The organism is Streptomyces sp. NBC_01689 (assembly GCF_036250675.1).
GTDB lineage: Bacteria > Actinomycetota > Actinomycetes > Streptomycetales > Streptomycetaceae > Streptomyces.
The window spans coordinates 4,223,840-4,236,631 of sequence record NZ_CP109592.1 but is presented as its reverse complement, the minus strand read 5'-3'; the positions used below and the strand labels follow the sequence as shown (position 1 = coordinate 4,236,631).

Genomic DNA, 12,792 nt, shown 5'->3' with positions numbered 1-12,792 from the left:
TCAGCTCCCGAAGACTTCGCGGAATGCGTGCCCGAGGACGGGGTACAGCGCCCCGGCCATCAGCACGACCCAGATACCGACGACGGACCAGAGCATCTGCTTCTGGTAGCGCGGGCCCTTCGACCAGAAGTCGACGGCGATGACACGCAGGCCGTTGAGCGCGTGGAAGAGGATGGCGGCGACGAGGCCGTACTCCAGCAGCGCGACGATCGGCGTCTTGTACGTGGACACGACCCTGTCGTAGTCCTCGGGGGAGACACGGACGAGAGCGGTGTCCAGCACGTGTACGAACAGGAAGAAGAAGATGAGGACGCCGGTGACTCGATGAGCCACCCAGGACCACATTCCTTCCCGGCCGCGGTACAGCGTTCCAGCCGGCACGGAAGAACCCTCCGGGAGCGGGGATTGGGGCCTGCCGGCTTCTGTGTCGGTCGGCCCGGCCGGGTACGGTCCACCGGCCCCGGCCATCGTAGCGACGACTTGTCGGAACGTTTACAGCGGCCCTATCTATGTGATCAAACTGGCAGACAATCAGGCACGGACGGGCTACTGCGGACGCGGTTCGCATCCGAGGGGCTGCTCCGGGACGGGCGCCGCGCGGAAGGTCCGCACCAGGCGGGCGAGGCGCCCCCGGGCGAGGCGGCGCAGTTCCTCCGCCGTCGTCACCCGCTCCTCCTCCCGATCGTTCGTCAATCGTGACCGGATGGCGCCGAGCACCTGGTCGAGGCTCTCCTCGGGGGCTATGTCGTCCAGACAGATGACGAACACGTGCCCGAAGCGGCTCTCGTAGGCGGCGTGCGCGGCGCTCAGCGCCGTGTGGGCGGCGGAGTAGCCGCCGTCCGGGAGCGGCGTGAGGGACTCGCCGGCGAGCGCCTCGGCGAGATCGCCGGGCGTGAGGTCGTACGCCGCCTCGTCGGCCGCGGCCAGCAGGGCGTCCAGGTCCGGGTAGGGCCGGTGGGCGGCGAGCCGGCGGGCCCAGCGCGGAGTGCGGCAGCAGGTGAGCAGGGCGCGCTCGACCTCGTCGGCGGGCGCGTCGTTGAAGTGCTGCAGGCGCGCCGGGGACGGCGGCACGCTCTTCTGTTCAGGGACGGCGACCTGGCCGGGGAACTGGGGGAGACGGTGCGCGGGCAGCGTGGGTCCTCGGCGATGGGAGGGCGACGGGTGCGTGCCGTGGCGTCCTGTGGACGTCACGTGTGGTGCGGCAGGGGATGAAGTGAGAAGTGTGCCGCCACGGTATCGACGATTGACGAGAGCTGTCCGTCCGATGCCTGAATTTCACCCGGACGGGAGAGTTTCGGAGCCTGCGGTGGACGGTTGTGACACGGAAGGGGACCGTGGTTCACGCGAGGGGTGTACGACGTGAGGTGTACGGGGTGCGGGACGCGTACGGGAAGGTGCGGGCCCCGACGGCCGGGGCGCGAACGTGAGGTGAAAGGCGTGGTGCGGTGAGCACGGGCAGACGGCGGCGGGCGCCGGTACGGAGCGGCAGGCGGCCGGCGCTGATGGCGGCCGGAGCGGTGGCGGCGACGGGCGCGGTGGTCGCGGCCGTGCTGCTGTGGCCCTCCGGCGGCGACGGCCGGACCGGGGCGAACGTGTCCTCGGCGAGTGGGTCGGCCGACGCGGACCGGTCGGCCGCGTCCCCCCCTCCCACCCGGAACTACCCCCTTTCCAAGGCTCCCCTCACGATCCCGGCCGTACGGGAGCACACACCCGCCCGGGGCCCCGGCTGGCGCCCCGCCGCGGGCGGCCGCGTCGTCGTGGACGACCAGGGCCTCGCCGACGAGGGGAAGCTGATAGCGGGGGAACTGAAGCTGTCCTACGCGGGACGGACCGAGGCCCGGGACGGTGACGTCGAGCTCACCCTGGACCACACGGCCGCCGACCCGGAGTCGTACACCCTGACGGTCAGGAACCGCCGGGTCACCATCTCCGCGCCCGGCCAGGCGGGTGTCTTCTACGGCACGCGCACCCTGAAGCAGGAGGTGCACGGCGGCGGCACCGCGCCGGAGGGCGTCGTGCGCGACCGGCCCGCCAAGCCGCGCCGCGGATTCATGCTCGACATCGCCCGCAAGCACTTCACGGCGTCCTGGATCGAGGACCGCGTCCGCGAACTGGGCGACCTGAAGTTCAACGAACTGGGTCTGCACTTCTCCGACGACCAGGGCTTCCGCATCCAGTCGGACACCCATCCGGAGATCGTGTCCAAGCAGCACCTGACCAAGACCGAGGTCAAGGACATCATCGACCTCGCCGAGAGCCGGCACATCCACGTCGTGCCCGAGATCGACTCACCGGGCCACCTCGGCGCGGTGATCGCCGCCCACCCCGACCTCCAGCTCCGCAACGCCTCGGGGGTCCCCACCCGCGGGGCCGTCGACATCTCCAAGCCCGCCTCGGCGGCCATCGTCGACGACCTGCTCAACGAGTACGCGGGACTCTTCCCCGGCCCCTACTGGCACCTCGGGGGCGACGAGTACCAGGCGCTGACCGTGGCGAACCCGGCGTCCTCCTACCCGCAGCTGGCCGCCGCGGCCAGGAAGCTCTTCGGGTCCGGCGGAACCGTCGCCGACCTCGCCACCGGCTGGCTCAACGACCGCGCCGCCGTGGTGCGCGGCCACGACCGGACCGCGCGGGCCTGGAACGACGGGTTCTTCCGCGGGGGCGGTGTCCAGGCGGCCAAGGACATCGAGGTCGCCTACTGGACCGGCAAGGAGATCGGCGCGCGCCCGCCCGCCGAGTACCTGAGCGCCGGACGCGAACTCATCAACTACAACGACGAGTTCCTCTATTACGTGCTCGGCGAACCGCAGACCTTCGTCTATCCCACCGGGCAGCGCATCTACGAGCGGTGGACGCCTCTCGTGCTGCGCGGCACCACACCCGTCCCGTCCCGGTACGACCGTCAGATCCTCGGCGGGACCTTCGCCGTCTGGTGCGATCTGTCGGCCTCGCAGACCCAGGACCAGGTGGCGGCGGGCATCAGGATGCCGCTGCGCGCGACCGTCCAGAAGCTGTGGGACCCGGGCCGCCCGGCGCTGTCCTGGACCGCCTTCAAGAGCCTGGCCGACCGGCTGGGCTGAACCGGCCGGACGGCCGGTGCGCCGGGTTCGGCGCGCCGGCGTCCGACCGGCGGAGGTCACGGTGTTGGCCGAAAATCCGCTGTTCCGCCTCCTGGAGGGGCTGGACGTGGTACCCCTGTGACACTCCAGCTGCTGAACACGCAGTAAGGGAAAGTGCGGGCTCCGTAAGGGGGAGCGCCCTGTCGAGGGGAGGCGTGATGAGTCTGGTGGACCTGATCGCTCAGGCCGACGAGCGTGGTCTGGCAGCCAGCGGGCTGGCTTGTTTGGATCGGTGCGTACCGCTGCTGGGGGGCGACGACGAGGTCCTGCGGCCGCTGTGGTCGAGCCTCGTGGACGGGGGCACCTGGGGCGAGTGTCTCGAACGGGCGCGGACCGAACTGGACGTGCCCGAACCGGAACCGTCGGCCGCCGACGAGGACGAGGCGGCCGTCCTGGTCCGCGGCATGCTCGCCGCCGCTCCCGACGACCCCTCCGCGACCGGCCTGCGGGAGTGGGCCGACACCTGCTCGGTGGCGGCCCTGCGCATCCACCTGCTGCTCGACGCGGCCGCCGGCGACACCGGTACGTATCCGGTCTCGGCGCACCGGGAGGGCCTCACGGACGGCATCTCCCCCCTCGTCGCGGCCGAACTGCGCCGCCAGGTCGCCGTCCTGGAACTGCTGGCGGGCCGCGGCGCGGGCGGGCTGCGCCCCGCGCTGGAGGTGTCCACGGAGGGGCGGCGCGTGCTGCGCGCGGTGGTGTCGCGACGGGCCCGCGGACGTGCGTGAGGCGGGGCTCGGAGACAGGACGCGTGACGGCGGGCGGGAGCCTCCTGGCCGGCCGTAAACCTGATTCCTGCGGGGTTCCTGTGACTGTCCTGCGCGGGTGCATGGGGGTCCTGGGCCGGTGTCGCGGATGTGTCCGGAACCCGTGACGAAACCCGTGCGCCGAGCGCTCCTTGGAGTGTGAACGCACAGCGAGCAACCAGGTCCCAGGCCGCGACGAAGCCCGTGCGCTGGGCGGCGGACGCCGTCGCCACGATGCGCGAGGGCGCCCGGCTGCGGCTCGACTACTCGGCGCAGAGTCTGTGGCGCGTCGACCGGCTGATCGACGAGATACGCCGTGAACGGGCGCCGTACGCCGCCGTGGAGAGCGCGCTGCGCGGCTTCGGCGCGTACGCCGGTGAGGTCGTCGCCCGGTACACCGGCGCGGAGTGGTGGGAGACCGGCGGCGAGCACTGGCTGCGGACCCCGGACGGACGGCTCTGGGACCCGATCGACGAGGCCCGCCGCTGCTACGGCGGCGACGGTTCGCTGCGGCTGCTGTGCCGGGAGGCCGCCGGGGAAGGGGCACGGCGCTGACGGCCCCGCGAGGGCGGGCCCGGCGGCATTACCACCTCTTAAGGTACGCGACCGTTCCCAAACGGTGGCCGCCGGAGGGAACATGAGGACAACCGCCGGACCCGGGAGGCCTCGTGGCCGCGAACCGCCGCTGGTGGGCGCTGGTTGTCATCGCCCTCGCCCAGCTGATGGTCGTCCTCGACATGACCATCGTGAACATCGCCCTGCCGTCCGCCCAGACGGCCCTGCACATGTCGGACGGCAACCGGCAGTGGGTCATCACCGCCTACACGCTGGCCTTCGGGGGGCTGTTGCTGCTCGGCGGCCGGATCGCCGACCTCGCCGGACGCAGACTCGCCTTCATGACCGGCCTGTTGGGCTTCGCCGCCGCGTCCGCGCTGGGCGGCGCCGCGACCGGCTCCGGGATGCTGTTCGGGGCGCGGGCGCTGCAGGGCGTGTTCGCCGCGCTGCTCGCGCCCGCCGCCCTCTCGCTGCTCACCACGACGTTCACGGACCCCAGGGAACGCGGCAAGGCCTTCGGTGTGTTCGGCGCGATCGTCGGCGCGGGCGCGGCGCTCGGACTGCTCGCGGGCGGTCTCCTCACGCAGTACCTCGACTGGCGCTGGTGTCTGTACGTCAACGTGCCCATCGCCCTCGTCGCGTGCGCGGGCGCCCTGGTGCTGCTCGACGGCGGCGGACGCTACGAGGACGCGCGCCTCGACGTGCCGGGCGCGCTGCTCGGCTCCGCCGGCATGCTCTCGCTGGTGTACGGCTTCTCCGAGGCGGAGTCGCGGAGCTGGGGTGACGGACGGGTCCTCGGGCTGCTGGCCGCCGGGGTCGTCCTGCTCGGCCTGTTCGCGCTGTGGCAGACCCGCGCCCGGGTGCCGCTGCTGCCGGTGTCGGTGGTGAAGGACCGGCAGCGGATGGGCGCGTTCCTCACCATTCTGATGGTCACCATCGGGATGTTCGGCGTCTTCCTGTTCCTGACGTACTACTTCCAGCGCGTCCTCGGGTACTCGCCGCTGAAGACCGGGCTCGCCTACCTCCCCATCACCGTCGGCATGATCACCGGCTCCACCCAGGTCGCGGCCAGGCTGCTGAACCGGGTCCCGCCACGCGTCCTGATCGTCCCCGGACTGCTGCTGGCCGCAGGCGCGTTGGCGGTCATCGCGCAGGTCGGAGTGGAGCCCGCGTACGCCTCGCACGTGCTGCCCGGCATGCTGATGCTCGGCCTCGGCATGGGCACGGCGATGATGACCTGTGTCTCGCTGGCCACGTCGAGCGTCGCGCCGCGGGACGCGGGCGCCGCCTCCGCCACCTTCAACACCGCCCAGCAGGTGGGCGGTTCCATCGGTACGGCGCTGCTCAACACGATCGCGGCGAGCGTCACGACCCGCTACGCGGCCGCTCACGCGGGGCCCGGCACCGACCGCCGCGCCCTCGCCTCCCGGGCCGCCGTGCACGGCTTCAACGTCGCGACCTGGTGGGCGATGGGCGCGCTGCTGCTGGCCGCGCTGATCGCCGCGATCGTGGTGGACGCGGACCGGATGCCCGCCTCGCAGGGGCGGCCGGCCCCGGTGCCCGAACCGGTCGACACCGTCGGCTGACGTCACTGGGCACCCGAGCCGCGCCCCGGCCGCGCCGTCGCCCGGGGCGGCGGCACTCCCCGGGCGTAGGGGAGGGCCTGACGGCCTGTGACATTTCCGTGGAGGGCGACGCTGATGACCACGGGGACGTCGACACGGCCGGCCGTGTCGCACGCCGCGCATTCAGGCGAACTCGGTGCGAACGAGGACAGTGTTGGGCCAGGGAGGGGAACCCCGCCGCGTACAGGCGTACGACGGTGAGCTCGGTGCGGCCGTGGCGCGGGCGCAGGAGGGGGACGAGGCCGCCTTCGCGGTCGCCTACCGGATGGTGCAGCCCGGCCTGCTCGGCTATCTGCGGGGGATCGTCGGGGACGACGCCGAGGACGTGGCGTCCGACGCCTGGCTGGAGATCGCCCGTGACCTCGGACGGTTCCGGGGGGACGGTGCCGGGTTCCGGGGCTGGACCGCGACCATCGCCCGGCACCGCGCGCTCGACCATCTGCGGCGTCAGAAGGTACGGCCCCGGGCCACTCCGCTGGAGAACGAGGCGCTGGAGCTGCCCGGCCGTCACAGCACCCACGACCAGGCGTTGGAGACGCTCGGCACCGCGCGCGCCCTGGAACTGGTCGCGCGACTGCCCCGCGACCAGGCCGAGGCCGTGCTGCTGCGCGTCGTCGTGGGCCTGGACGGGCCGGCCGCCGCACGTGTGCTCGGCAAGCGTCCGGGCGCGGTACGCACGGCGGCGCATCGCGGCCTGAGACGGCTGGCCCAGGAGATCGGCGCGGAGGGAGCGGACGGCAGCCTGGACGACTTCCCGGGCGACGGCTCCGACGACGGCGCGACGGGCGGCGGGAGCGGCAGGGACGGAAGGGGCGACAGGGGTGGCAGGGACGGCGGAAGAGGCGACCGTGCGGCGGGTGGCGCGGCGGGCGGTGTGACGCCCGAAGGCCCGCGGACGCTGGGGGAGACGCCGGGGGATGCGGGATGAGCGCCGGGCGCGGTCGGTGAGGGGCGGGCGGGGACATGGGTGAACGGCAGGCGGACGCCGATCTCTTCCTCGGGCGGTGCCCCGGACCGTCCCTCGGCGCGCTGCTCGCCGCCGCACGGACCGTGCCGGTCGATCCCGACGCGGAGAGGCGGGCCCTCGCCGCGTACCGGGCGGCACGCGAGCGCGGGGCGCACGGGGCACGGCCCCGCCGGCGGGACGACTGGACCGACCGGGCCCACGTGTCCGACCGGACCGCCCGGGGTGCCGTGCCCGACCCGACCGACCCGACCGACCCGACCGACGGGTCCGACCTGGACGGGCGGACGGACCGGGCCGGCCTGACCTGACCGGTGGGACCCGGAAACCGGGCGGGAGCCGGGGAGGCCGGGGAGAGCCGCGGCGGGGCCGGAGAGCGTGAAGGTGCGGAAGGACGCGAGAGGCCCCGGAGGGTTCGGGAGCGAGGCGTCCGAGAGGCAGGGGACGTGAACGAGGGACGCGTTCCGGTCCGCGGCGGAGCCGGGCCGTCCCGGGAGCCGATGGCAACGGCCGGGGCCGCCACCCCCCACAGGAGAGGCCCCGGCCGTCGCGCGGCACGGGCCGCGCGGCGGCCCGTACTCTCTACAGCGCCGCGACTGCGTTTTGTGTCACACCTCGCTCCGTCACGACATAGTTGCGAGTTGTACGGACGTGGACGGGGAGCTGTTTCAGGCCGTAACGTGCCATTCGCGCCGGGGCGCGGAGGACAGGCAACCACAACGGCGAGAGCCCGGTCCGCGAGAGCGGCGCCGGTTCAGGCGCAAAGAGGGGCGCGCGGGTGCTGGGGGACGACGCGGAGCTGACCACCGCGGTGCTTGCGGCGCAGGACGGGGACGAGACCGCGTTCCGGACTGTGTACCGCGCGGTGCACCCACGGCTGCTCGGATACGTACGGACGCTGGTCGGCGATCCGGACGCGGAGGACGTGACCTCCGAGGCCTGGCTGCAGATCGCCCGGGACCTGGAGAGGTTCAGCGGCGACGCCGACCGCTTCCGCGGCTGGGCGGCCCGGATCGCCCGCAACCGCGCCCTCGACCACATCCGGATGCGCGGGCGCCGCCCCGCCATCGGTGGTGACGAGACCGAACTGACCGGCAGGGCCGCCGAGTCGGACACCGCCGGCGAGGCCATCGAGGCGCTGAGCACCGGCAGCACCCTCTCGCTGATAGCGCAACTCCCGCAGGACCAGGCGGAGGCCGTCGTGCTGCGGGTCGTCGTCGGCCTCGACGCCAAGTCCGCGGCCGAGACCCTCGGCAAGCGGCCCGGAGCCGTCCGCACCGCGGCGCACCGGGGTCTGAAGCGGCTCGCGGAGCTGATCGGCGGCGATCCGGAATCCGCCGTCGCGCTCGGCGCGGTCCCCCCACCGAGACAGTCGCGCACACGCGCGGTGACGTCCGCCGGTGTGACGCATACGCGTTCGCGGACGCAGAAGGACATGTGATGGCCGACGAGGACTACAGGTGGCTGGACGGCGAGGCCGCGGAGCGTCTGCTGCGCGGTGAGCCGCTGGAGGCCGTCGACGCCGACACCAAGGAACGTGTGGAGCGGCTCGCCGAGGCGCTCGCCTCGCTGGCCGAGGAACCCGCGCCGGACGGTGCCGAACTCCCCGGCGAGGATGCCGCGTTGGCCGCTTTCCGGGCCGCACGCGCCGGTCGCGGCGGAGTCCCGGCCGGGCGGGCGGCGGGCCCGGACGTACGGGCCGCCGCCCGCCCGGCCGACGCCGGTCTGGTCCGGCTGGGCGGCCCCGGAGCGGGTGGTCACCGGGCCCGCTGGGGCCGTCCGGTGCGCTTCGGACTGGCCGCCGCGCTGGCCGTCGGCATGGTCGGCGGGGTCGCCGTCGCGGCCGGTACCGGAGTGCTGCCGACTCCGTTCCGTGACGACAGGCCGCATCCGGCCGCCACGGTCTCCGCGGCGCAGACACCGCGACCGCTGGACTCGCCGTCGCCGGGGGTGTCGCAGGCCGACGGCTCCGAGGTGCCGCTGCCCGGTGCCACGACGAGCGGGCCGGCCGGTTCCGGCTCCTCCGACGATCTGTCGGCCGGCGGCTCCGCGAGCGGCGGGCCCGGCTCGTCCGGGCCGGACCGGCCCTTGCGGTCCCACGAGTGGTGGACCAGGACGCGTTCGTCGTGCCAGGACGTCCTCGGCGGCAAGAACCTGGAAGCCGGACGCAGACGTGTCCTGACGGACGCGGCGGGCGGCGGCGGGCGGGTGAAGACGTTCTGCAGGCGCGTCCTGGGCTGGACGGGAACCCGTTCCGGCCAGGGCGGTGACGACCGGGGCGGCCAGGCGGGCCAGGGTGACGGCCGGAACGGGTCCGGCTCCGGGCACGGTTCCGGACACGGCTCCGGCGGCGGCAACCAGGGTGACGACGGCGGGCACCCGGTCCCGGGCGGCAACGGCCACCACCACAGCGGGGTGTTCGCCCCGGCGGCGCCCTCGGCCCTGGCGACGCTGTCGCCGCGGACGTCGGCTCTGTCGTCGGCGGTGCGGGACGCCGCGCGGGCGGACGGCCCGGGGCCACGACTGTCGGCCGTCTGAGCCGTTTCCCGCCGTCCGGGCCGCTTCCGTACCCGGTGGCGGCCCGTCCGAGCCGCGTACGGTGCCCGGCCGCCCGTGGCCGGTTACCGGCCACACCCGGCGTTCCGCGGTCGGCCCGCGCGCGGCGGGATCTCCGCACGCACCCACTCTGAGCTGCGGTTCCCTGTCTCCTGGAACTTTTTCCCGGGCCGGTGTGACGTTTTCGGCCGCGCCGGCGCAGTACTGGGTGAGCCGACTGGTCATCGGCCGTCGCACCGAGCCGGGGTTCCCCCCGTACCCAGGCTCCGTGCACATCGGCGCGGGCGGGACACGTTCCCCCGGTCCCGCCCGCGCCCCGCATCCGTCGAGCGCCCCGCGCCCGCGGGTCACCAGGAGACGACGACCTTGTCCCCCGTGCGGACCTGCGCGAACAGCGCCGCGATCTTCGCCTCGTCCCGTACGTTGACGCAGCCGTGCGAGGCGCCCGCGTAGCCGCGGGCCGCGAAGTCGGCGGAGTAGTGCACCGCCTGGCCGCCGCTGAAGAACATCGCGTACGGCATGGACGTGTGATAGATCGTCGAGACGTGGTGGCGGGACTTGAAGGCCACGCTGAACACGCCCTCGCGGGTCGGGGTGTACTGGGAGCCGAACCGCACCTCCATCACCGAGACGGTCCGCCCGTCGACCATCCAGCGCAGGGTGCGGCTCGTCTTGCTGACGCACATCACCCGTCCGGTCATGCAGCGCGGGTCGGGCCGCGCGGCGGGCTGGCCGCCGAACGCGTACAGCTCCCACCGGGTCGGCTCGCGCGTCATCGACAGCAGCCGCCGCCAGGTCACGGCGTCCACCTCGCCGGTGCGCGCGAGCCCCCGCTTGCCCTGGAAGCCCCGTACGGCGGCGGCCGTCGCGATGTCGTACGTCCCCGTCGGGCCTTCGAACAGCCACGCGGCCTGGCGCAGCCGGGCCTGGATCTCGCGGACGTCCCGGCCGCGGTCGCCGCGCGACCACAGCACCCGGGGAGGCGGTGTCGTGGAGACGGCCGGGTCCGGTTCCGGTTCCGGAGACGCGGAACCCGGCGCGGGGCTGCCCGTCCCCTCCTTGGCGTCGTCCGGCGCCCTCGTGGAACCGGCCGTCGTCCGCGCCGGTGTCGGCGTCCCGTGCGCGTCGACGACCTGGGCACGGCAGCCGCTCACCGCGACGAGCGCCAGCAGAGCGGCCAGCGATCCTCCCCTGACTGTGGTGCGCATTCCAACCCCCGTCGTCTCACCCGTCCACCGCATGCCGATGTGCCAGGTATACCCCCGCGGGACACCCTGGGGATGTTCCCCGCGCGTGACGGGCCCTGAACCACACGGCAAGGTGGAGAACGAGAGTGTGTGCGAACAGCAGAGGAGCGGGACCGTGCGCCGGTCTGTGAGCAAGGTCCCAGCCCGGTCCACCCCACCGGGCCCGCGGCCACCACTACAGTCCGTCGCGAGGACCGTACCTACCAGTCAGTAACCCAGCGGGAGGCGGAGCGATGTCGCGCGAGTCGGAGTCCGGACTGCCCATCGAAGCGGTCTACGGGCCGGGGGCCCTGAAGGACTGGGACCCGGTGGAGAAACTGGGTGAGCCCGGCGCCTACCCCTTCACCCGCGGGGTGTACCCGTCCATGTACACCGGCCGTCCCTGGACGATGCGTCAGTACGCCGGCTTCGGCACGGCCGTGGAGTCGAACGCGCGGTACAAGCAGCTGATCGCGAACGGCACGACGGGCCTCTCGGTCGCCTTCGACCTGCCCACCCAGATGGGCCACGACTCGGACGCCCCCCTCGCGCACGGCGAGGTCGGCAAGGTCGGCGTCGCGATCGACTCGGTGGAGGACATGCGGGTCCTGTTCGACGGCATCCCGCTCGACAAGGTCTCCACCTCGATGACGATCAACGCGCCCGCGGCGCTGCTGCTGCTCATGTACCAGCTGGTGGGCGAGGAACAGGGCGTCCCGGCCTCCCGGTTGACGGGCACGGTCCAGAACGACGTGCTGAAGGAGTACATCGCGCGCGGCACGTACATCTTCCCGCCCAAGCCCTCCCTGCGTCTGATCGCGGACATCTTCAAGTACTGCGGGACCGAGATCCCGAAGTGGAACACGATCTCGATCTCCGGCTACCACATGGCCGAGGCGGGAGCCACCCCCGCGCAGGAGATCGCGTTCACGCTCGCGGACGGCATCGAGTACGTCCGTACGGCGGTCGCGGCCGGCATGGACGTCGACGACTTCGCCCCCCGTCTGTCCTTCTTCTTCGTCGCCCGTACCACGATCCTGGAGGAGGTCGCCAAGTTCCGCGCCGCGCGCCGCATCTGGGCCCGCGTGATGCGCGAGGAGTTCGGCGCGAGGAACCCCAAGTCGCTGATGCTGCGCTTCCACACGCAGACCGCGGGGGTGCAGCTGACGGCCCAGCAGCCGGAGGTGAACCTGGTCCGGGTCGCCGTCCAGGGGCTGGGCGCGGTCCTCGGCGGGACCCAGTCGCTGCACACCAACTCCTTCGACGAGGCGATCGCGCTGCCGACCGACAAGTCGGCTCGGCTGGCCCTGCGTACACAGCAGGTACTGGCCTACGAGACCGACGTCACGGCGACCGTCGACCCCTTCGCGGGGTCGTACGTCATCGAGAGCATGACCGACGGCGTCGAGGCGGCCGCTGTCGGCCTCATGGAGCGGGTCGAGGAGCTGGGCGGTGCGGTCGAGGCCATCGAGCGCGGCTTCCAGAAGAGCGAGATCGAGCGCAGCGCGTACCGCGTCGCCCAGCAGACCGACTCCGGCGAGCGGGTCGTCGTCGGTGTCAACCGCTTCCGCCTCGACGAGGAGGAGCCCTACGAGCCGCTCCGGGTCGACCCGGCCATCGAGGCCCAGCAGGCCGAACGTCTGGCCAGGCTCCGCGCCGAGCGCGACGGGGCGGCGGTCGAGGCGGCCCTCGCCGCCCTGAAGGAGGCGGCCGGGGGCACGGCCAACGTCCTCCACCCCATGAAGGAAGCCCTGCGCGCCCGTGCCACGGTCGGCGAGGTGTGCGACGCGCTGCGCGAGGTGTGGGGGACCTATGTGCCGACGGACGCCTTCTGAGTTCGGCGACTTCTTGCTCGGTGATTCCGTGCCCGGCGGTTCCTTCGCGCGGGTGAGAACGCCTGGCCCCCGGGAGCTCCGGACGGGGTCCGCGGGTCCCGGTCCCGGAGTCCGGCGGCGTCACCCTCGAACGCCCCGTGGGCACGCTCCTCTGCGGTGACTGAAC

12 protein-coding genes are annotated in these 12,792 nt (G+C 73.3%); 9 read left to right on the top strand and 3 right to left on the bottom strand.

The window, feature by feature from the left end:
* Positions 1–381, bottom strand: coding sequence for a succinate dehydrogenase, cytochrome b556 subunit (gene sdhC, locus OG776_RS17895; protein ID WP_148010139.1), 381 nt, complete (start codon positions 379–381; stop codon positions 1–3).
* A 165-nt stretch (positions 382–546) separates the two neighbouring features.
* On the bottom strand, positions 547–1,191 hold the full coding sequence (locus OG776_RS17890) for a 2-oxo-4-hydroxy-4-carboxy-5-ureidoimidazoline decarboxylase (RefSeq protein ID WP_329321617.1): 645 nt from the start codon (positions 1,189–1,191) through the stop codon (positions 547–549).
* 311 nt (positions 1,192–1,502) lie between these two features.
* Here OG776_RS17890 and OG776_RS17885 point away from each other — a divergent pair, with 311 nt between their 5' ends.
* From OG776_RS17885 to OG776_RS17850, 8 genes are all read left to right on the top strand, one after another.
* Positions 1,503–3,080 carry a beta-N-acetylhexosaminidase gene (locus OG776_RS17885; protein WP_148011006.1) on the top strand — a complete coding sequence of 526 codons (1,578 nt, stop codon included), beginning with the start codon at positions 1,503–1,505 and terminating at the stop codon, positions 3,078–3,080.
* 197 nt (positions 3,081–3,277) lie between these two features.
* A complete protein-coding gene (locus OG776_RS17880; protein ID WP_329321615.1) occupies positions 3,278–3,847 on the top strand; it encodes a hypothetical protein in 570 nt (189 codons plus the stop codon).
* Positions 3,848–4,024: 177 nt separating this feature from the next.
* Complete coding sequence (locus OG776_RS17875; RefSeq protein WP_148010141.1) at positions 4,025–4,420, top strand: hypothetical protein; 396 nt, start codon at positions 4,025–4,027, stop codon at positions 4,418–4,420.
* A 113-nt stretch (positions 4,421–4,533) separates the two neighbouring features.
* On the top strand, positions 4,534–6,006 hold the full coding sequence (locus tag OG776_RS17870; protein WP_148010142.1) for a DHA2 family efflux MFS transporter permease subunit: 1,473 nt from the start codon (positions 4,534–4,536) through the stop codon (positions 6,004–6,006).
* A gap of 193 nt (positions 6,007–6,199) precedes the next feature.
* The gene (locus OG776_RS17865) at positions 6,200–6,973 is read left to right on the top strand and encodes an RNA polymerase sigma factor (protein ID WP_148010143.1); all 774 of its coding nucleotides are present in this window, start codon (positions 6,200–6,202) and stop codon (positions 6,971–6,973) included.
* A 35-nt stretch (positions 6,974–7,008) separates the two neighbouring features.
* Positions 7,009–7,320: a hypothetical protein gene (locus OG776_RS17860; protein ID WP_329321611.1), complete on the top strand. Its 312-nt coding sequence runs from the start codon at positions 7,009–7,011 to the stop codon at positions 7,318–7,320.
* Between the two features lie 467 nt (positions 7,321–7,787).
* Positions 7,788–8,450: an RNA polymerase sigma factor gene (locus OG776_RS17855; RefSeq protein ID WP_148010145.1), complete on the top strand. Its 663-nt coding sequence runs from the start codon at positions 7,788–7,790 to the stop codon at positions 8,448–8,450.
* Positions 8,450–9,547: a hypothetical protein gene (locus OG776_RS17850; RefSeq protein WP_329321608.1), complete on the top strand. Its 1,098-nt coding sequence runs from the start codon at positions 8,450–8,452 to the stop codon at positions 9,545–9,547. Before OG776_RS17855 ends, OG776_RS17850 begins: the two co-directional genes overlap by 1 nt.
* A gap of 365 nt (positions 9,548–9,912) precedes the next feature.
* On the opposite strand, the gene OG776_RS17845 is transcribed toward OG776_RS17850, so the two are convergent.
* The gene (locus tag OG776_RS17845; protein ID WP_148010147.1) at positions 9,913–10,773 is read right to left on the bottom strand and encodes a L,D-transpeptidase family protein; all 861 of its coding nucleotides are present in this window, start codon (positions 10,771–10,773) and stop codon (positions 9,913–9,915) included.
* Positions 10,774–11,045: 272 nt separating this feature from the next.
* On the opposite strand from OG776_RS17845, the gene OG776_RS17840 reads away from it, so the two are divergent.
* On the top strand, positions 11,046–12,626 hold the full coding sequence (locus OG776_RS17840) for an acyl-CoA mutase large subunit family protein (RefSeq protein WP_148010148.1): 1,581 nt from the start codon (positions 11,046–11,048) through the stop codon (positions 12,624–12,626).
* The last annotated feature ends 166 nt before the right edge of the window (positions 12,627–12,792 follow it).

Coding starts and splice junctions, on each gene's coding strand:
- OG776_RS17885 (WP_148011006.1), top strand. CDS start 1,503: ATGGCGGCCGGAGCGGTGGCGGCGACGGGCGCGGTGGTCGCGGCCGTG.
- OG776_RS17880 (WP_329321615.1), top strand. CDS start 3,278: ATGAGTCTGGTGGACCTGATCGCTCAGGCCGACGAGCGTGGTCTGGCA.
- OG776_RS17860 (WP_329321611.1), top strand. CDS start 7,009: ATGGGTGAACGGCAGGCGGACGCCGATCTCTTCCTCGGGCGGTGCCCC.
- OG776_RS17850 (WP_329321608.1), top strand. CDS start 8,450: ATGGCCGACGAGGACTACAGGTGGCTGGACGGCGAGGCCGCGGAGCGT.
- OG776_RS17845 (WP_148010147.1), bottom strand. CDS start 10,773: ATGCGCACCACAGTCAGGGGAGGATCGCTGGCCGCTCTGCTGGCGCTC.
- OG776_RS17840 (WP_148010148.1), top strand. CDS start 11,046: ATGTCGCGCGAGTCGGAGTCCGGACTGCCCATCGAAGCGGTCTACGGG.